This window comes from Streptomyces sp. NPDC019890, from assembly GCF_044903445.1.
In the GTDB taxonomy this organism is placed as follows: domain Bacteria; phylum Actinomycetota; class Actinomycetes; order Streptomycetales; family Streptomycetaceae; genus Streptomyces.
Genome location: NZ_JBJDQK010000016.1, coordinates 1 through 19,544, shown reverse-complemented (window position 1 = coordinate 19,544; position 19,544 = coordinate 1). Strand labels below are relative to the sequence as shown.

Here is a 19,544-nt window from a genome sequence, read left to right as displayed (position 1 = left end):
TGACACTTTGCGGCTCCGCCGCGCGGGGGGCTTCGCCCCAGACCCCCGTATGCGACCTCCGGCCGCACGTCCTCAAACGCCGCACGGGCCGAATTACGCACCGCACCCCGCATCATGGATGCCATGCCCGAAGGAGACACCGTCTGGCTGACCGCCCAGCGCCTGCACCGCGCCCTCGCCGGGCAGGTCCTCACCCGGTCCGACCTGCGCGTCCCGCGCTTCGCCACCGCCGATCTCACCGGCCGGACCGTCCTGGACGTCACCCCGCGCGGCAAGCATCTGCTCACCCGCATCGAGGGCGGCCTCACCCTCCACTCGCATCTGCGGATGGACGGCTCCTGGCAGGTGTACGGCTCCGGTGAGCGCTGGCGCGGCGGCCCCACGCACCAGATCCGGGCGATCCTCGGCAACGAGGCCCACACCGCGGTCGGGTACCGCCTGCCCGTCCTGGAACTGCTGCGCACCGCCGACGAGGAGCAGGCGGTGGGTCATCTCGGCCCGGACCTGCTGGGCCCGGACTGGGACGCGGACATCGCCGTCGCCCATCTGCTCGCGGACCCTGCCCGGCCCCTCGGCGAGGCACTGCTCGACCAGCGCAATCTCGCCGGTATCGGCAATGTCTACAAGTCGGAGCTCGCGTTCCTGGCCCGCGTGACGCCCTGGCTGCCCGTCGGCGAGCTCCCCGCCGGCATCACCGAGCGGCTCGTGATCACAGCTCACCGTCTCCTGGAGGCGAACAAGAACAGCTTCGACCGCCGCACCACGGCAAGCACGGCGGCCCCGACCGGCAGCCGCCGCCCCGGTTCCCGCCTCCATGTCTACGGCCGCGAGGGCATGCCCTGTCTGCGCTGCGGCACCCCGATCCGCAAGGGCGACCAGGGCGACGGCAGCCGCGAGCGCCCCACCTACTGGTGCCCGGGCTGCCAATCCGGGCCCACCAGTTGACGACCCGTCAGATCCAGTCGTACCGTCCCGGCATGCCCCTCACGGCGTACGACCTCACCGGCCGCACCGCGTTCATCACCGGGGCGGCCAGCGGCATAGGCCGCGCCTCCGCGCGCCTGCTCGCCGAGGCGGGAGCCACCGTCCACTGCGCCGACGTCGACGAGAAGGGCCTCGACGAGACCCGCACCCTGATCGCCGACACGGGCGGCACGGCCCACACCCACCCGCTCGACGTCACCGACCGCACCCGGCTCAAGGCCGCGATCCAGAACGTCGGCCGGCTCGACATCCTGGCCGCCGTCGCAGGAATCATGCACAGCAGCTCCGTCCTGGAGACGAGGGACGAGGACCTGGACCGTGTCCTCGCGGTCAACTTCAAGGGGATTCTGTACGCCTGCCAGGAGTCGGCCCGCGCCATGATCGCCGGGGGCACCCCCGGTTCCATCGTCACCATGGCATCCGGCGCCGTGGACGCCGCGAGCGCGGGGCTGCTCTGCTACAGCGCAGCCAAGGCGGCAGTCGTCCAGCTCACCAAGACCCTCGCCACTGAACTCGGACCGCACTCCATCCGTGTCAACGCCGTCGCCCCGGGCTGGATCAGAACCCCCATGACGGACCGCCATGACGCGGCGCTCCAGCGCCAGGCCGAGGCCACGATGGCCCGGCTCTCCCCGCTCCGCCGGGTGGGCGATCCGGAGGACATCGCCCATACGGTCCTTCATCTGGCGTCCGACGCCTCCGCCTTCACGACGGGCCAGATCCTCCGCCCGAACGGCGGCGTCGCCATGCCCTGGTAGTCCCGGTCCTGGTGACCCCGTCACCGGCGACCCCTGTCCCGGTGACCCCAACCCCAGCGACCGCGCCCTTCCCCCGCGACGCGGTCACATGCACCGGCAGCAGGCTGAGCCCCCACCCGCCTGCCACCACCGCCCCCTCCACCAGTCCCGCGTGCTCCGTCACGAACAGCAGCCGCAGCACTGCCCACCACCACAGCACACCGGCCGGCAGCCCGAGGGCGACGACCGGCACGATGCCGACCCCGCGTACTGCCATGGCTGCCTCCTCCGGCCCACGCTAGACCGGCGCATTCACCCACCGGGAGGGCGCACCGGATGCAGACCCGGCGCGCACAGTGCCGGCAACCTGACGGCCGGCCGTCCCCTACTGGCTCTCCGCCTGGAACATCCAGGCATGCTTCTCCAGGTCCGCCGTGAGCCCGATGAGGATGTCCTGGCTCACCGGATCCGGATCGGCGGTCGCCACGATCCGCTCCCGCATCCGCCCGACCACCGCCCCCAGCGCGTCCACCAGCGTCTGTACGGCGTCCCCGTCCTTGACCCAGCCCTCGGGCACCGGGCCGATCGCGCTCTGCTTCGCCACCGTGGCGGCCCGCCCGTCCGGCGTCACGCCGATCGCGGACGCACGCTCGGCCACCGTGTCGGAGTGCATCCGCGCGGTGTCCACGACCTCGTCGAGCTGCAGATGGACGGACCGGAAGCGTGGCCCGACGACATTCCAGTGGACCTGCTTGGCCACCAGCGAGAGATCCACCAGATCCACGAGCGCGCCCCGCAGCGCATCGCCGACCGTCTTGAGGTCCGCCTCGGACAGGGGGCTCTTCACGACAGACATCGATGTCCTCCACTCGGTTCGCAGCTAGTGCCCACTACTACCGCCCACGATGGCACAACCGCCACAAAACGGGCATCCGGGGAAAGCAAAAACCCCGGTCCACCGCCCACAGGGGCAGTGACCGGGGCTCAGCCATGAACCAGGCCGTACAGAGCCGTACGGATCAGGCGGCGACGACGTCGACCGCCTCCGCCGGCGCCTTGATGGTCACCCGCTCCGTCGGCACACCCGCCACCGACGTCACGGAGACGGAATTGAGCATCGGGCGTACTGGCGCAGGCACCGGCTCGCTCGCCGCTGCCGACTCGGCCAACTCGGCCAGCGACAGCTCGTCGCTCACTTCCCGCATGAGCTCGGACATCCGTACGTCAAGCGCGTCGCAGATCGCGGAGAGCAGCTCGGAGGAAGCCTCCTTCTGCCCCCGTTCCACCTCGGAGAGATAGCCGAGCGAAACTCGGGCGGACGAGGAGACTTCGCGCAGAGTACGGCCCTGGCGCTGGCGCTGCCGACGCAGCACGTCACCCAGCAGGCGACGGAGCAGAATCATCGGTGGCTCCCTCCTCGGACCGCGTAGCCGCATCCTTCACGCCCCACCGTACCGCCTCGTGCCGCGGCCGTGCGGGGAGCGATGTCGTGTTCACTCAGGGCTGCAAACATCAAGTCCCCCCGTTCTGTTCCGTATCCTGTGTCCGCGCATTTTCGTGCAGTTCGCCGGAGAGCAGCTCGAGTACGCTCCGTACACTCTCTCTACGGATTTCCGCCCGGTCACCGTTCAACCGCAGAGCGGCAACTTTCTGTGCCCCGTCCGGCCCCGCGACGGCCACATAGACCGTCCCGACCGGCTGCCCGTCCTGCGCCTCCGGCCCCGCCACCCCCGTCGTCGCGATGCCCCAACGGGCCGCGAGCGCCTCACGCACACCGGCCGCCATCTGCAGGGCGACCTCGGGATCCACCGCGCCACGCTCCGCCAGGAGGGTTTCGTCGACGCCGAGAACATCCCTCTTCAGAGTGGTTGCGTACGCCGTGACAGAGCCGCGGAAGGATTTTGAGGCCCCGGGTACCGCGGTGAGCTCCGCGGCCACCAGACCGCCGGTCAGCGACTCGGCGACGGCCAGCGTCTCGCCACGCTCCGCAAGCAGCGCCAGCACCCGAGCCGCCGTGTTCACTGCTGCCCCGCCGCGGCCCGCTCGGCGGCCAGTCCCCTGCGCCTCAGCACAATCGCCTGCCGCACATAGTCGAGGCCGGTGATCACCGTCAGCACGACGGCGAGCGCCATCACCCAGAAGCGCAAAGTGGCCAGCGCCCCGGTCAGCGCGAGGACATACATCCCGACCGCCGTGCCCTGCGCGAGGGTCTTCATCTTGCCGCCACGACTGGCTGGAATCACTCCGTGCCGTATCACCCAGAACCGCATCAGCGTGATCCCCAGCTCGCGGAAGAGGATGACGCCGGTCACCCACCACGGCAGGTCCCCGAGCGCCGACAGACAGATCAGCCCGGCGGCCATGATCGCCTTGTCCGCGATCGGGTCGGCGATCTTCCCGAAGTCGGTGACCAGGTTGTACGTACGCGCCAGATGGCCGTCGAAGACATCCGTGATCATGGCGACGGCGAAGGCTGCCCACGCCCAGGCCCGCCAGGCCGGGTCGTACCCGCCGTCCTGCAGCATCAGCAGGACGAAGGCGGGCACGAGTACGAGCCGCACCATGGTGAGGATGTTGGCGATGTTCCAGAGGCTGGCCTGATTGACGGCCGCAGCGCCCAGCTTGCCACCGGGCGCGGGCCTGCCGGTGCCGCCCCTCGCGGATGCCGGCACTCCGGTCATCTGCCCGCCCCCTCAAGACACTCGGCCACCAGGTCGACACCTTCGGTACCCACGGCCTTCGCCACGACGATACGACCGGGCACAAGCCCCTCGCCCGTGGTGAAGACGACCTGGCCGTCGGTCTCGGGCGCCTGGTGTGCCGCGCGGCCCACCGCACCGTCCTCGCCGTCCACCGACTCGACCAGGACCTCGAGGGTCTCGCCCAGCCGCTCCTCGGCGCGCTGCGCGGTGAGCTCGTCGGCCAGGCGCGACAGGTACTCGAGGCGCTCGGCGATGACGTCGGCGTCGAGCTTGTTCTCGTACGAGACGGCCTCGGTGCCGTCCTCGTCGGAGTAGCCGAAGACGCCGATGGCGTCGAGGCGCGCCCCGGTGAGGAACTTTTCCAGCTCGGCGAAGTCCGCTTCACTCTCGCCGGGGAAGCCGACGATGAAGTTGGACCGCACGCCCGCCTGCGGGGCCTTGCCGCGGATGGTCTCCAGCAGCTCCAGGAACCGCTCGGTGTCGCCGAAGCGGCGCATCGCGCGCAGCACGTCCGGCGCCGAGTGCTGGAAGGACAGGTCGAAGTACGGAGCGACCTTCGGCGTCGAGGTGAGGACCTCGATCAGCCCGGGCCTCATCTCGGCGGGCTGGAGGTAGCTGACCCGGACCCGCTCGATGCCGTCGACCTCCGCCAGCTCGGGCAGCAGGGCCTCCAGGAGGCGGATGTCGCCGAGGTCCTTGCCGTAGGACGTGTTGTTCTCGGAGACCAGCATGATCTCCTTGACGCCCTGCTCGGCCAGCCAGCGCGTCTCGCCGAGGACATCGCTCGGCCGCCGCGAGATGAACGAGCCGCGGAAGGACGGGATGGCGCAGAAGGAGCAGCGCCGGTCGCAGCCGGAGGCGAGCTTCACCGAGGCGACGGGGCTGGTGTCGAGGCGCCGACGCAGCGGGGCGCGCGGCCCGGACGCGGGAGCGACGCCCTCCGGAAGGTCTTCGGGAGCCTGCGCGTGACCGGGCAGCGCCACACCGGACGCCTCCTGCCGTTCGACCGGGCTCAGCGGCAGCAGCTTGCGCCGGTCCCGCGGGGTGTGCGAGGCATGGATGCCGCCGTTCAGAATTGTCTGCAGGCGGTCGGAGATGTCGGCGTAGTCGTCGAAGCCGAGCACGCCATCGGCTTCGGGCAGTGCATCGGCGAGCTCCTTGCCGTACCGCTCGGCCATGCAGCCGACGGCGACCACGGCCTGGGTCCTGCCGTGGTCCTTCAGATCGTTGGCTTCGAGCAGGGCGTCGACGGAGTCCTTCTTGGCGGCCTCGACGAATCCGCAGGTGTTGACGACAGCGACATCCGCGTCTGCGGCTTCCTCGACGAGCTCCCAGCCGTCCGCTGCCAAGCGGCCTGCGAGCTCCTCCGAGTCCACCTCGTTACGGGCGCAGCCAAGAGTGACAAGGGCGACGGTACGGCGTTCGGGCATGGGCTCAAGACTACTTTGTCCTGAGCCACGCCCTGGCCTCGAGGGTTCTGGGCCCTCGTCGTGCTCGACCGGCTAGCCGACCTCGGGGTCGCCCTTGGTGTACGACAGTCGCTCGACCTGGCCGGTCTCGAACTCGTCTTCGACCTTCTTGCCGTTCACATACAGCTCGATCGCCCCGGCGTTCCCGAGGATCAGATCGACCCGCTCGTCGTCCTGGAAGGTCTTGGACTCGCCCTTGAGCAGCGTGCCGTCGAAGAGCAGCTTGCCGTTGTGCGATTTGGCGGAGATCCAGCTCTTGTCCTCCAGGACGGAGAGCTTGACCGTCACCTTGTCCTTCGGCACCGCCGCAATCGCGCTGTCCGACGGGTCCGGCTTCGGTTCCGCGGTCTTGGTCGGCTTCGTCGGGCTGGGCTTCTGCTGGGGCGCCGGGCCCTCCGCCACATGGTTGCCCTTGCCGCCGTCGTCCCCGCCGTTGATGAGCGTGAAGCCGACGAAGCCGATCACGGCGACGATCGCGGCGACCATGGCGGCGGTCCAGTTGGGCCGGCGTGGTTCGGGGCGGATGCGCTCGGCCTCGAAGAGCGGCGCGGCAGGCGTCGGCGAAGGACGTCCGCCGTGCTCCGCGTCGTACTGCGCGACGAGCGGATCGGGATCGAGACCGACGGCACGCGCGACCGTGCGGATGTGCCCGCGCGCGTAGACGTCGCCGCCGCAGCGGGTGAAGTCGTCCTGCTCGATCGCCTGCACGATCGGGATGCGCACCCGGGTGGAAGAGCTGATCTCGTCGACGGTCAGACCTGCGGCGATACGTGCTTCCTGGAGCACACGACCGATCGAAGGCCGGTCGTCTTCGATCGCAGGCTGGTCGTCTTCGATGGAAGGCCGGTCGTCTTCGGGGGAGTTGCCGATGGACACGGGGGCGCCTTTCGAGCGTGTAGCCACCTGCTGGAGGTTCAGTCTATGGGTGGTACGAAAGGGTGGGGCAACCGGGCGGAGGCGGTTTGTACGCCATCAGAATGGCCGGGCATCCTGATGATGGGACATCTGGCTGTCCCTCCCTCCAACTTGACGTACGACTGAGGGAAACGGTTGCTCTCGGAACAGTTACGAGTGAGACTCCCCGCGGATTACGGCGAGCACTCCATCCAGCTCATCAGGCTTCACGAGAACATCGCGCGCCTTGGAGCCCTCGCTCGGCCCGACGATGTTCCGCGACTCCATCAGATCCATCAGTCTGCCCGCCTTGGCGAAGCCCACGCGCAACTTCCGCTGAAGCATCGACGTCGACCCGAACTGAGTGGATACCACCAGCTCAGCAGCTTGGCACAACAGATCGAGATCGTCGCCGATGTCCTCGTCGATCTCCTTCTTCTGCTTGGTGCCCACGACGACGTCGTCCCGGAAGACCGGGGCCATCTGATCCTTGCAGTGCTGGACGACCGCCGCGACCTCGTCCTCGGTCACGAAGGCCCCCTGCATACGGGTCGGCTTGTTCGCTCCCATCGGCAGAAAGAGGCCGTCGCCCTTGCCGATCAGCTTCTCGGCGCCGGGCTGATCGAGGATGACCCGGCTGTCGGCGAGCGAGGAGGTCGCGAACGCGAGCCGTGAGGGCACATTCGCCTTGATCAGACCGGTGACGACGTCGACCGAGGGCCGCTGCGTGGCCAGTACCAGATGGATGCCTGCGGCGCGCGCCAGCTGGGTGATGCGGACGATGGCGTCCTCGACGTCACGCGGCGCCACCATCATCAGATCGGCCAGCTCGTCCACGATGACCAGCAGATACGGATACGGCGTCAGCTCGCGTTCGCTGCCCTCCGGCGGCTTGACCTTGCCGTTCCTGATGGCCTGGTTGAAGTCGTCGATATGGCGGTAGCCGTACGCGGCGAGGTCGTCGTAGCGCAGATCCATCTCGCGCACCACCCACTGCAGCGCCTCGGCGGCCCGCTTGGGGTTGGTGATGATCGGCGTGATCAGGTGCGGGATGCCCTCGTAAGCGGTGAGCTCGACCCGCTTGGGGTCGACGAGCACCATCCGTACGTCCTCCGGCGTCGCCCGCACCATCACCGAGGTGATCAGGCAGTTGATGCAGGAGGACTTTCCGGAGCCGGTCGCACCCGCGACCAGGACGTGCGGCATCTTCGCGAGGTTGGCCATGACATAGCCGCCCTCGACGTCCTTGCCGAGCGCCACCAGCATCGGATGCTCGTCGCCCGCCGCGTCCGCGAGTCGCAGCACATCGCCGAGGTTGACCATCTCGCGGTCGGAGTTCGGGATCTCGATGCCGACCGCGGACTTGCCGGGAATCGGCGAGATGATCCGTACGTCGGGACTGGCGACGGCGTACGCGATGTTCTTGGTGAGCGCGGTGATCCGCTCGACCTTCACGGCCGGGCCGAGCTCCACCTCGTACCGCGTGACCGTCGGACCGCGGGTGAAGCCGGTGACGGCCGCGTCGACCTTGAACTCCATGAAGACATTGCTGAGCGAGGCGACGACCGCGTCATTGGCGGCACTGCGGGTCTTGCCGGGGCCGCCGCGCTCCAGCAGGTCCAGGGACGGCAGGGAGTAGGTGATGTCTCCCGAGAGCTGCAGCTGCTCGGCGCGTGGTGGCAGGGGGTGGGAGTCGTCGGGCGCGGACTTGGTCAGATCCGGTACGGGCGACTTGGGCCCGCGCTCCTTCGGCTCGGACTCTTCGGGCTCGCGCGCGGACGGCACGGGAGTAGCGGCCCGCTGCCGCTCGGCGGTGACGTCCCGGGTGAGATCCGCGACGAGCGGCGACGGCGGCATCCCGTTCAGTACGGCACCGTCCAGGGCCGCGGCCGCCGCCGCGGCCACGTCCACGGCGTCCATCGGGCGGTCCATGGCGGGCTGCACGGAGGTCCTGCGCGGCCGCCGGCGCTTGGACAGCGCCTCCTCCTCGGCGTGGTCCGGGTCGTAGTCCTCCGGCACTTCGCTCCGGCGCGCGGACGAGCGGCGCGCGCGGCCGGGCACGGCCTGGCGCCACTGCTCCTCGTACCGCTGGTCGTCCTCGCCGTCCTCCTCCGCCTCGTGCGCGGGGTCCACGAGGCCCAGCTTGGAGCCGAGGAGCCGCAGCCGCTGCGGGATGGCGTTGACAGGCGTCGCCGTGACCACCAGCAGGCCGAAGACGGTGAGCAGCACGAGCAGCGGTACGGCGAGCACCTCGCCCATGGCGAGGATCAGCGGCTTGGACGCGGCCCAGCCGATCAGCCCGCCCGCGTCCTGCATCGCCTCCGTGCCGGCGTCGCGGCCCGGCGAGCCGCAGGCGATGTGGACCTGTCCGAGCACTCCGACGACCAGCGCGGACAGACCGATCACGATCCGCCCGTTGGCCTCGGGCTTCTCGGGATACAGGATCAGCCGTACCGCGATGGCGACCAGCAGTATCGGTACCAGCAGATCGAGCCGGCCGAAGGCGCCGGTCACCAGCATCTCGACGAGATCGCCGACCGGCCCGCTCAGACTGGACCAGGTGCCGGCGGCGATGATCAGCGCGAGAGCGAGCAGCAGCAGCGCCAGACCGTCCTTGCGGTGCGCCGGGTCAAGACCTTTCGCGCCACGCCCTATGCCGCGGAACAGCGCGCCCACGGCGTGTGCGAGGCCGAGCCAGAGGGCGCGCGCGAGGCGGTACACGCCCCCTGTCGGGGAGGGCGCGGGCTTGGGCACCGCTGCCTTCTTGGCCGCCGCCTTCTTTGCGGGTGCCTTCTTCGCGGGCGCGGTCTTCTTGGCGGCGGCTTTCTTGGCGGGCGCCGCCTTCTTCGCACCGGTCGTACGGCCGGCCCGCGGCTTCGCGGTGCCCGCCGCGCCCTGGGAACTCTTGCCGGACGTACGTGAGGCCATGGTGGTGAGGTTACCGGTGTCGACGGCAGTGGACACGTGTGCCTACTACCTCACCCCTTCGTGTCGCCCCGATGGGGGCCGGGAAGCTGACGCTCCATCAAGCCCTGGGCGGCCGTTCAATTCTGCGAGGGCAGCGCGGCCGTACCGCCGCCGGTGCCGGGCTCCAGCGCGTCGAGCGCCCGGCGCAAACCGGTCAGTTTGCGTTCGAGATGGGCCGCGGTGGCGACTGCGGCGGCGTCCGCCGAGTCGTCGTCGAGCTGTTTGGACAGCGCTTCGGCCTGCTCCTCAACTGCCGCGAGCCGCGCCGAAAGCTCGGCGAGCAGCCCCGCGGGCTCCTTGCTGCCGCCCGCGTTCGTGTGCCCGCCGCCCTCGAGCTGGAGCCGCAGCAACGCGGCCTGCTCGCGCAGTTGGCAGTTCTTCATGTAGAGCTCGACGAAGACCGAGACCTTGGCGCGCAGCACCCACGGGTCGAACGGCTTGGAGATGTAGTCCACGGCGCCCGCGGCATAACCCCGGAAGGTGTGGTGCGGGCCGTGGTTGATCGCGGTGAGGAAGATGATCGGGATGTCTCGGGTCCGCTCCCGCCGCTTGATGTGCGCGGCGGTCTCGAATCCGTCCATACCTGGCATCTGTACATCCAGCAGAATGACCGCGAAGTCGTCCGTCAGCAGCGCTTTGAGCGCTTCCTCCCCGGACGATGCCCGCACCAGTGTCTGATCGAGCGCAGAGAGGATCGCCTCCAGCGCGAGCAGATTCTCCGGCCGGTCATCGACCAGGAGGATCTTGGCCTTCTGCACCATGGCCCGCCCTCCTCGCCCCGGATGTGCACCGGGCGCCGCCCCAGGGGACGACTCCCTTGCGTCGCCCGTCCTTGTGCCGGTCATGGTAGCCGCACCCCGCCTGTCGCCACACCCTGTCACCGTGATGTCACTGTGCACGTAGCAGAAACGTAGCGCGAGACCAGAAGGTTCCCCGAATACCGCCGCCTCACACGCCTTCGGCCACACTCAGTCAACAAGCCGCACAGAGTCGTACAAGCGCTGGTCACTCCCCGCGCATCCACTGCTCCATCACTGAGAGCAAATGGTCAGGATCCACCGGCTTGGTGACATAGTCGGAAGCTCCGGACTCGATCGCCTTCTCGCGATCGCCCTTCATCGCCTTGGCAGTCAGCGCGATGATCGGCAGACCGGCGAACTGCGGCATCCTGCGGATCGCGGTCGTCGTCGCGTACCCGTCCATTTCCGGCATCATGATGTCCATCAGTACGACCGTCACATCGTCGTGCTGTTCCAGGACTTCGATGCCCTCGCGGCCATTCTCCGCATACAGCACAGACAGCCCGTGCTGCTCCAGCACGCTGGTGAGCGCGAAGACATTGCGGATGTCGTCGTCGACGATGAGCACCTTCTCACTGTCGAAGGTGAAGGTCCGCCTCGGCTCGGGCAGCTCCTGGCTGCCGATCGCACCTGCCCACTGCTCCACGCCCGCCGACGGCCCGCTCTGGCCGGGCAGCGCGCGCCGCTGCTCCATGGAGTTCAGCGCCTTGCGCCGGCGCCGGAAGAGCGCGGCCGGAGCGGCGTGCGCGTCCAGGGGCGCGGAAGACTCCTGCTGCGCCTGCAGCACCCCGTCCTCCGCACCGCCGTCGGCCGCGCCCTGCGGATCGGCCGCGCCGGGGCCGAGCTGCGGGTAGCCCTGCGGCGGCAGTTCGCTCGGGTGAAGGGGCAAGTAGAGCGTGAACGTCGAGCCGCGGCCCGGTTCGCTCGCCGCGTGGATCTCGCCGCCGAGCAGCCGCGCGATCTCCCGGCTGATGGACAGGCCCAGGCCCGTGCCACCGTATTTCCGGCTGGTCGTGCCGTCGGCCTGCTTGAACGCCTCGAAGATCACCCGCATCTTGCCGGCCGCGATCCCGATGCCGGTGTCCGTGACGGAGAAGGCGATCAGGTCGCCGTCCGCGTCCCGCAGCGAGCCCGCCTCGAGCAACTGCTCGCGGATCGACTGCGGCACATCGGCGCTCGCAGGCCGGATCACCAGCTCCACCGCGCCGCTGTCGGTGAACTTCACCGCGTTCGACAGGAGGTTGCGCAGCACCTGCAGCAGCCGCTGCTCGTCCGTGTGCAGCGTCGCGGGCAGCTCCGGCGACACCCGTACGGAGAAGTCGAGCCCCTTCTCCGCGGTCAGCGGCCGGAACGTCGCCTCCACATAGTCGACGAGCTGCACCAGCGCGATACGGGTCGGGCTGACGTCCATCTTGCCCGCCTCGACCTTCGACAGATCGAGGATGTCGTTGATCAGCTGCAGCAGATCGGAACCCGCACCATGGATCGTCTCGGCGAACTCGACCTGCTTCGGCGAGAGATTGCCCTCGGCGTTGTCCGCGAGCAACTTGGCCAGGATCAGCAGGGAGTTGAGCGGCGTACGCAGCTCGTGCGACATGTTCGCCAGGAACTCCGACTTGTAGCGCATCGAGACCGCGAGCTGCTCGGCCCGCTCCTCGAGCACCTGCCTGGCCTCCTCGATCTCGGTGTTCTTCACCTCGATGTCCCGGTTCTGCTGCGCCAGCAGCTCGGCCTTCTCCTCCAGTTCGGCGTTGGAGGCCTGCAGCGCCTTCTGCCGGTTCTCCAGCTCGGCCGAGCGCTCACGCAGCTGCTCGGTCAGCTCCTGCGACTGCTTGAGCAGCACCTCGGTCTTCGTATTGACGCTGATGGTGTTGACGCTCGTCGCGATCATCTCGGCGATCTGGTTCAGGAAGTCCCGCTGGATCTGCGTGAAGGGCTGGAACGACGCCAGCTCGATCACGCCGAGGACCTTCCCCTCGAACAGCACCGGCAGCACGATCACATACGCCGGAGAGGCCTCGCCCAGCCCCGAGGAGATCTTCAGATAACCCGGCGGCACATTGACCTGGATGGTCCGCTTCTCCTCGGCCGCCGTGCCGATCAGCGTCTCGCCGGGCCGGAAGGAGGTCGGCATCAGACCTGCGGAGTAGCCGTAACTGCCGCGCATGCACAGCTCGTACGACAGCTCCCCGCCCCCCGACACATCGGCGCCGCCTCCCGTCGGCATCGCCAGGAAGAAGGCGCCGTGCTGCGCCGAGACGACCGGCGTGAGCTCGCTCATGATGAGCGAGGCCACGTCGTCGAGGTCGCGACGGCCCTGCATCAGACCTGAGATACGGGCCAGGTTGCCCTTGAGCCAGTCCTGCTCCTCATTGGCCAGGGTGGTGTCGCGAAGGTTCGCGATCATGGTGTTGATGTTGTCCTGGAGGACCTGGATCTCGCCGGCCGCGTCGACATCGATCTTGAGATTCAGATCGCCGCGGGTCACCGCGGTGGCGACGGCCGCGATGGCACGCACCTGCCGGGTCAGGTTCCCGGCCATCTCGTTCACCGACTCGGTCAGGTCGCGCCAGGTGCCGTCGACGTCCCGCACCCGGGCCTGACCGCCCAACTGCCCGTCCGTGCCCACCTCGCGGGCCACTCGGGTGACCTCCCCGGCGAAGGAGGACAGCTGGTCGACCATCGTGTTGATGGTGGTCTTCAGCTCCAGGATCTCGCCCCGGGCATCAATGTCGATCTTCCGGGTGAGATCGCCCTTGGCGATGGCGGTGGTGACCGTGGCGATCTGACGCACCTGGCCGGTCAGATTGGAGGCCATCGAGTTCACGGACTCGGTGAGGTCCTTCCATGTACCGGAAACGCCCGGCACATGCGCCTGGCCGCCCAGTTCACCCTCGGTGCCCACCTCGCGGGCCACCCGGGTCACCTCGTCGGCGAACGAGGACAGCGTCGTCACCATCGTGTTGACGGTCTCGGCCAGCTCGGCGACCTCGCCGCGCGCCTCGACCGTCACCTTCTTCGTCAGATCGCCATTGGCGACCGCCGCGGAGACCCGGGCGATGTTACGCACCTGATTGGTGAGGTTGTTGGCCATCAGGTTGACGTTGTCGCTGAGGTCCTTCCAAATGCCGGTGACACCGCGCACCCGCGCCTGGCCGCCCAGAACACCTTCCGTACCCACCTCACGGGCGACCCTGGTCACCTCGTCGGCGAAGTCCAGCAGCTGGTCGACCATCGTGTTGACCGTCGTCACCAGTTCGAGGATCTCGCCCTTGGCATCAACGGTGATCTTCTTGGAGAGGTCGCCCTTGGCGACCGCCGTGGTCACCTCGGCGATATTGCGCACCTGCGACGTCAGGTTGTTCGCCATGAAGTTGACGGACTGGGTGAGGTCCTTCCAGGTGCCGGAGACGCCCTGCACCTCCGCCTGGCCGCCGAGGATGCCCTCGGTGCCCACCTCACGCGCCACCCGGGTGACCTGCTCGGCGAAGTTGGAGAGCTGGTCCACCATCGTGTTGAGGGTGTTCTTGAGCTCCAGGATCTCACCACGGGCATCCACGTCGATCTTCTGCGACAGGTCACCGCGCGCCACGGCCGTTGCGACCTGCGCGATGTTACGGACCTGACCGGTGAGGTTCTCGGCCATGCCGTTCACCGAGTCGGTCAGATCGCGCCACACACCGGCGACGCCGGGCACCTGCGCCTGCCCGCCGAGCCGGCCCTCCGTACCCACGTCACGCGCCACCCTGGTCACCTGCTCGGCAAAGGCCGAGAGCTGGTCGACCATCGTGTTGATGGTGTTCTTCAGCTCCAGGATCTCACCACGGGCGTCGACATCGATCTTCTGCGACAGGTCACCACGGGCCACCGCGGTCGTCACCTGCGCAATCTGCCGCACCTGCGAAGTCAGGTTTCCCGCCATGAAGTTGACGGAGTCGGTCAGTTCCTTCCAGGTACCGCTGACGCCGTCGACGCGCGCCTGGCCGCCGAGCCGGCCCTCCGTGCCCACGTCACGCGCCATCCGCGTCACCTGGTCGGCGAACGAGGACAGCTGCGCCACCATCGTGTTGACGGTGTTCTTCAGCTCCAGCATCTCGCCCGCGACATTGACGGTGACCTTCTGCGACAGATCACCGTTCGCCACCGCCGTCGTCACCTGGGCGATGTCCCGCACCTGGCCGGTGAGGTTGCGGAACGCGGTGTTCACCGAATCCGTCAGGTCCTTCCACGTACCCGCCGCACCCGGCACCCCGGCCTGACCGCCGAGCCGGCCCTCGACACCGACCTCCCGGGCCACCCGCGTCACCTCGGAACCGAACGACTGCAGCTGGTCCACCATCGTGTTGACAGTGTTCTTCAGCTCCAGCATCTCGCCGGCCACATCGACGGTGACCTTCTGCGACAGATCACCGTTCGCCACCGCCGTCGTCACCTGGGCGATGTCCCGCACCTGGGTGGTCAGATTGCGGAAGACCGTGTTGACCGAGTCCGTGAGGTCCTTCCAGGTACCGGCGGCTCCCGGCACCTGCGCCTGACCGCCGAGCAGCCCCTCGGCACCGACCTCGCTGGCCACCCGGGTGACCTCGTCCGCGAACGTACGCAGCGTCTCGGTCATCTGGTTGATGGTCTCGGCGAGTTGGGCCACCTCGCCCCGCGCGCTCACTGTGACCTTCTGCGACAGATCACCGTTGGCGACCGCCGTCGTCACCTCGGCGATCCCGCGCACCTGCGAGGTCAGGTTGCCGGCCATGGTGTTCACCGAATCGGTGAGGTCCTTCCACACCCCGGCCACACCGGGCACCGTCGCCTGACCGCCCAGTTCGCCCTCGGTGCCGACCTCCCGCGCCACCCGGGTCACCTCGGAGGAGAAGGAGGACAGCTGGTCGACCATCGTGTTGACGGTGTTCTTCAGCTGAAGCATCTCGCCGGCCACATGGACGGTGACCTTGCGCGACAGATCGCCCTTGGCGACCGCCGTGGTGACGAGAGCAATGTCACGTACCTGAGCGGTCAGCCGGTACGCCATCGTGTTCACCGAATCCGTGAGATCTTTCCACGAACCGGACATACCGCGCACCTGGGCCTGACCGCCGAGCTTGCCCTCGGTACCGACCTCCAGCGCCACCCGGGTCACCTCGTCGGTGAACGCCGACAGCTGGTCGACCAGGTTGTTGACCGTACGCGCGACCTTCAGGAACTCGCCGCGCAGCGGCCGTACGGACCCGTCCGTGCCGTCCATGCCGTGCGAGCGCAGCTCCATACGCTGCTCCAGGTCGCCCTCGGCAACCGCCGAGAGCACCCGCCCCACCTCGGACACGGGCCGCGCCAGATCGTCCACCAGCGCGTTGGAAGCGTCGATGGCGGCCGCCCAGGAGCCCTCACAGGCCCCCGTCTCCAGCCGCTCCGTCAGCTTCCCCTCGCGCCCTACCATCCTGCGTACGCGCGCCAGCTCACCCGTCAGATGCAGATTACGGTCGGCCACCTCGTTGAAAACGGCGGCAATCTCGGACATCACGCCATCGCCCGACACAGTCAGACGTCGGCGGAAATTGCCGTCACGCATCGACACCAGGGCCGCCAGCAGCCTGTTCAGGGCCGCCGTATCCACCTCGGTTGTCCCATTGCTCCGGGACCGTCCGCCTTTTGCGCGCGTGCTGTTGCCACGCGCCGCCACGCCAGACTCCACCGCGTCCCTCCCGCAGGGTTGACCGTACTGCCCGAGCTGCCTCTGGACAGCCTGCCCAGTGTTTCACCATGGCCGAACCAGGCCATAACAGTTCGGCAGCTTCGCATAGCGTCCCCGCCTCCGGAGGACGGAAACAGCCTCGACCGGCATCCACTCGGACAGCGAAGGTAAGTAACCTGGCATCCGGCTGTCCAACCGCCCCGTCCGCCCGGCGGGGGCGGTGTGGAACGAGTACTACCACCGGGCACCTGGAGGGGCAGGCCGCATCATGGCAGAGCCGGGCGTCGAGACGCGTACGAGGAGTGCTGTGATCACCGCGCGGGCGGCTGCCAGCTTCGACCCAGCCGGACGGTCCGTGGCGACCGCCCGCGCCTTTGTCCGCGACACCCTCCAGGGGTGGGGGTACTCCGATGTCGTCGACGACGCGGTCGTCCTCACGAGTGAGCTGGTCACCAACGCCGTCATCCACGCGGGCACCACCGCCGACGTCCTGTGTCTGCGCACCGAAGACGGTGTACGCGTCGAAGTCGCCGACCGCTACCCCGAGCGCGAGATCCCGATCCAGGGCACCGGGCGTTCACTCGGCAACCTCGACCGTGAGAACGGACGCGGACTGCTCCTGTGCGCCGCCCTCGCCTCCCGCTGGGGTGTCGACTACACCCCCACCCACAAGCTGGTGTGGTTCCAACTCGACCTCCCACAGCGGCCGGTCGGCACCCGCTCCGCCGGTCCCGTCCTGCCCACGGCACTCCTCCCGGTCGCCGACGAGCGTGTACGTGTCGCCGTCGCCCAGATCGACCGCACCGGCTCGATCTCCGTCTGGAACGAGGACGCCGAGCACCTCTTCGGATACGCCGCCGAGCAGGTCATCGGCAAACCCCTCACCGACTTCGCCGCCTGGCCGCAGACACCCGGCATCGGCACCGGCATCGCCGAGGCGCTCCGACTCTCCCGCTGGGAAGGCAGCTACGGCATCCGCGGCAGCGACGGCCGCGTCATCCCCGTGTACGCATCCCACCTTCGGGTACGGGACACCCACGGCGAACCCTCCACCGTCTGCCTCCTCGTACGCGACGACGAACGCGCGGTCCTGCAGACCCCGCAGCGCGCCCCCGTGACCGAGACGGGCGCCGAAAGCCACGCCGTCGACCCCTTCGAGGTCTTCATCGGCTCGCCGGCCCCCGACGACCTCGACGGTCTTCTCCAGCGCACCGTCGAACGCGCCCGCGACATGCTCGACGGCGACGCCGCCTTCCTGCTCCTCGCCACCGACGACGAGACCGAGTTGGAAGTACGGGCCACCACCGGCCTGCCCTCGGCCCGCCAGCGCTTCGCCCGCGTCCCGGTCGAAGCCGGCAGCGGCCGCTACGGCTCCGCCCGGATGCCCGCCGTCCACGAGGACCTCACGGCCGTCCCCGGCGCGGTACCGCTGCTCAACTCCACCGGCATGCGCTCGGTCGTCACCGTCCCGCTCAAGGTCGAGGGACGGCTCACCGGCTCCCTCGGCGTCGCCGCCGAGGCCGCGGGCCGTTATTCCAACGAGGAGGCCCTGCGCCTCCAGTTCGCCGCCGACCGTATCGCCCTGGCCGTCGAATCCGCCCGCCTCGGCGAACTGGAACGGCTGCGCCGCGGTTCCCTCTCCTTCCTCGTCGAGGCCTCCGACCTGCTCGCCGGAACACTCGACCGCGACCAGACCCTGGCCCTGATGGCCCAGATGACGGTCCCCACCCTCGCCACCTGGTGCGCCGTCTACACGATCGCCGACCAGGCGTCAGATCCGTATCTCAGCTATGTACTTCACGAGGACGAGGAGAGAATCGACGGCCTCAAGGCCCTTCTCTCCAAGATCGACCCGCCCGACCCGGTACCCACACCCGGCGCCCGCGTCTGGACCGCGCCCGCCGAGGCGGGCCACAAGGCGGCCCTGCGCACCTCCCGGCGCGAACTCGGTCTCGGCTCATCGCCACCGGTCTCCTCCGGCATCGGCGCCACCCTCGCCACGGCCGCCGCGGTCGGCGGCGAGACGGTTGTCCTGCCGCTGTTCGCCCGCAACCGCGTCATCGGCATGCTGACCCTCGGCAAGCCCTCCGACGACCACTTCCGCCAAGAGATCCTCGAACTCGCCGAAGACCTCTCGCGCCGGGCGGCCCTCGCCCTCGACAACGCCCGGCTGTACTCGGAGCGCATGGCCATCAGCCAGTCGCTCCAGCGCAGCCTGCTGCCGCCGGAACTCCCCCAGATCCCGGGAGTCGAGGTCGAGGTGATCTACCGCGCGGCCGGCGAAGGCAATGAAGTCGGCGGCGACTTCTACGACCTCTTCCCGATCCGCGACGGTGCGTACGGCTTCGCCATCGGCGACGTCTGCGGTACGGGACCCGAAGCCGCGGCCGTCACCGGCCTGGCCCGCCACGCGCTGCGCCTGCTCGCCCGCGAGGGCTTCGGCGGCCCCGCGGTCCTGGAGCGCCTGAATGCCGCCATCCTGGACGAGGGAGCCCGCAGCCGCTTCCTCACTCTCCTCTATGGCGAGTTGTGGCCACAGGAGGACGGCAGCGCGATCCTCAAGGTCGTCTGCGCCGGCCACCCGCTCCCGCTGCGCCTGCGCCAGGACGGCAGCGTGGAACCGGCGGCTGAGCCGCAACCGCTCCTCGGCGTCATGGACGACCTGGAGCTGTACGAGCAGATGGTGACCCTCGACCCCGGCGACGTACTTCTCTGCGTGACCGATGGCGTCACCGAACGCCGTGAGGGCACCCGCATGCTGGGCGACGACGGCCTGATCGACGTCCTCACCACCTGCACAGGTCTCACGGCGGGTGCGGTCGCCTCCCGCGTCCTGCGCGCGGTCGAGCGTTTCGCCGCGGAACCCGCCTCCGACGACATGGCGATCCTCGCGATGCGGGTACCCGAGCCCCACAGGCCCTGAACACGAAGAAGGCCCCCGCCACTTGGCGGGGGCCTTCTTCGTGGTGAGCCCCAATACGGAATCGAACCGTAGACCTTCTCCTTACCATGGAGACGCTCTACCGACTGAGCTATTGGGGCCTGTTGCGCAGCGGCAACGAGGTAGATCATACCCCGGACAGGGGACTGTTTCGAACCATCCCCTCCGACCGTTTCCCGCAGACCGCTTCCAACGGACCGCCCACCAGACCGCTTCCATCGGACCACTCCCAAGCGGCCCCCGGCGGCAACCACTTGGAGGCTGACGTCGGCCCCGGAACGCAGAAAAGCCCCGCACCAGAAGGTGCGGGGCTTCCCCACAATAATTGTTCGGCGGCGTCCTACTCTCCCACAGGGTCCCCCCT

General features: G+C 68.9%; 13 protein-coding genes and 1 tRNA gene. 3 read left to right on the top strand and 11 right to left on the bottom strand.

Features of this window, described 5'->3' with window-relative positions; translation table 11 throughout:
• Positions 1 to 123 precede the first annotated feature (123 nt).
• Positions 124 to 945 (top strand): Fpg/Nei family DNA glycosylase, encoded by an 822-nt coding sequence (locus tag ACI2LP_RS30790; RefSeq protein WP_404727810.1) that lies wholly within the window; start codon positions 124 to 126, stop codon positions 943 to 945.
• A gap of 32 nt (positions 946 to 977) precedes the next feature.
• Entirely contained in the window at positions 978 to 1,742 is a 765-nt protein-coding gene (locus ACI2LP_RS30785) for an SDR family NAD(P)-dependent oxidoreductase (protein WP_404727809.1), read from the top strand.
• Here the strand turns inward: ACI2LP_RS30785 and ACI2LP_RS30780 are convergent.
• The 10 genes from ACI2LP_RS30780 to ACI2LP_RS30735 all read right to left on the bottom strand — a co-directional run bounded on the left by ACI2LP_RS30780 (position 1,690) and on the right by ACI2LP_RS30735 (position 16,239).
• Positions 1,690 to 1,998 carry a hypothetical protein gene (locus ACI2LP_RS30780; RefSeq protein WP_404727808.1) on the bottom strand — a complete coding sequence of 103 codons (309 nt, stop codon included), beginning with the start codon at positions 1,996 to 1,998 and terminating at the stop codon, positions 1,690 to 1,692. The genes ACI2LP_RS30785 and ACI2LP_RS30780 overlap by 53 nt on opposite strands.
• A 108-nt stretch (positions 1,999 to 2,106) precedes the next feature.
• Positions 2,107 to 2,577 carry a DNA starvation/stationary phase protection protein gene (locus ACI2LP_RS30775; protein ID WP_360882346.1) on the bottom strand — a complete coding sequence of 157 codons (471 nt, stop codon included), beginning with the start codon at positions 2,575 to 2,577 and terminating at the stop codon, positions 2,107 to 2,109.
• Between the two features lie 163 nt (positions 2,578 to 2,740).
• The gene (locus ACI2LP_RS30770; RefSeq protein WP_019889909.1) at positions 2,741 to 3,124 is read right to left on the bottom strand and encodes a helix-turn-helix domain-containing protein; all 384 of its coding nucleotides are present in this window, start codon (positions 3,122 to 3,124) and stop codon (positions 2,741 to 2,743) included.
• Between the two features lie 109 nt (positions 3,125 to 3,233).
• Positions 3,234 to 3,743, bottom strand: a complete 510-nt coding sequence (locus ACI2LP_RS30765; RefSeq protein ID WP_404727807.1) for a CinA family protein — start codon at positions 3,741 to 3,743, stop codon at positions 3,234 to 3,236.
• On the bottom strand, positions 3,740 to 4,402 hold the full coding sequence (gene pgsA / locus ACI2LP_RS30760) for a CDP-diacylglycerol--glycerol-3-phosphate 3-phosphatidyltransferase (RefSeq protein WP_404727806.1): 663 nt from the start codon (positions 4,400 to 4,402) through the stop codon (positions 3,740 to 3,742). The genes ACI2LP_RS30765 and pgsA overlap by 4 nt, the downstream gene beginning before the upstream one ends.
• Positions 4,399 to 5,853 carry a 30S ribosomal protein S12 methylthiotransferase RimO gene (gene rimO, locus ACI2LP_RS30755; protein ID WP_404727805.1) on the bottom strand — a complete coding sequence of 485 codons (1,455 nt, stop codon included), beginning with the start codon at positions 5,851 to 5,853 and terminating at the stop codon, positions 4,399 to 4,401. The genes pgsA and rimO overlap by 4 nt, the downstream gene beginning before the upstream one ends.
• A gap of 72 nt (positions 5,854 to 5,925) precedes the next feature.
• Positions 5,926 to 6,768, bottom strand: coding sequence for a helix-turn-helix domain-containing protein (locus ACI2LP_RS30750; RefSeq protein WP_404727804.1), 843 nt, complete (start codon positions 6,766 to 6,768; stop codon positions 5,926 to 5,928).
• A 189-nt stretch (positions 6,769 to 6,957) separates the two neighbouring features.
• On the bottom strand, positions 6,958 to 9,714 hold the full coding sequence (locus tag ACI2LP_RS30745; RefSeq protein ID WP_404727859.1) for a DNA translocase FtsK: 2,757 nt from the start codon (positions 9,712 to 9,714) through the stop codon (positions 6,958 to 6,960).
• A gap of 116 nt (positions 9,715 to 9,830) precedes the next feature.
• Positions 9,831 to 10,514, bottom strand: coding sequence for a two-component system response regulator (locus tag ACI2LP_RS30740; protein WP_404727803.1), 684 nt, complete (start codon positions 10,512 to 10,514; stop codon positions 9,831 to 9,833).
• 244 nt (positions 10,515 to 10,758) lie between these two features.
• Positions 10,759 to 16,239 (bottom strand): HAMP domain-containing protein, encoded by a 5,481-nt coding sequence (locus tag ACI2LP_RS30735; RefSeq protein ID WP_404727802.1) that lies wholly within the window; start codon positions 16,237 to 16,239, stop codon positions 10,759 to 10,761.
• Positions 16,240 to 16,507: 268 nt separating this feature from the next.
• Here ACI2LP_RS30735 and ACI2LP_RS30730 point away from each other — a divergent pair, with 268 nt between their 5' ends.
• Complete coding sequence (locus tag ACI2LP_RS30730) at positions 16,508 to 19,162, top strand: SpoIIE family protein phosphatase (protein WP_404727801.1); 2,655 nt, start codon at positions 16,508 to 16,510, stop codon at positions 19,160 to 19,162.
• A gap of 46 nt (positions 19,163 to 19,208) precedes the next feature.
• On the opposite strand, the gene ACI2LP_RS30725 is transcribed toward ACI2LP_RS30730, so the two are convergent.
• A tRNA-Thr gene (locus tag ACI2LP_RS30725) sits at positions 19,209 to 19,281 on the bottom strand.
• Positions 19,282 to 19,544 lie beyond the last annotated feature (263 nt).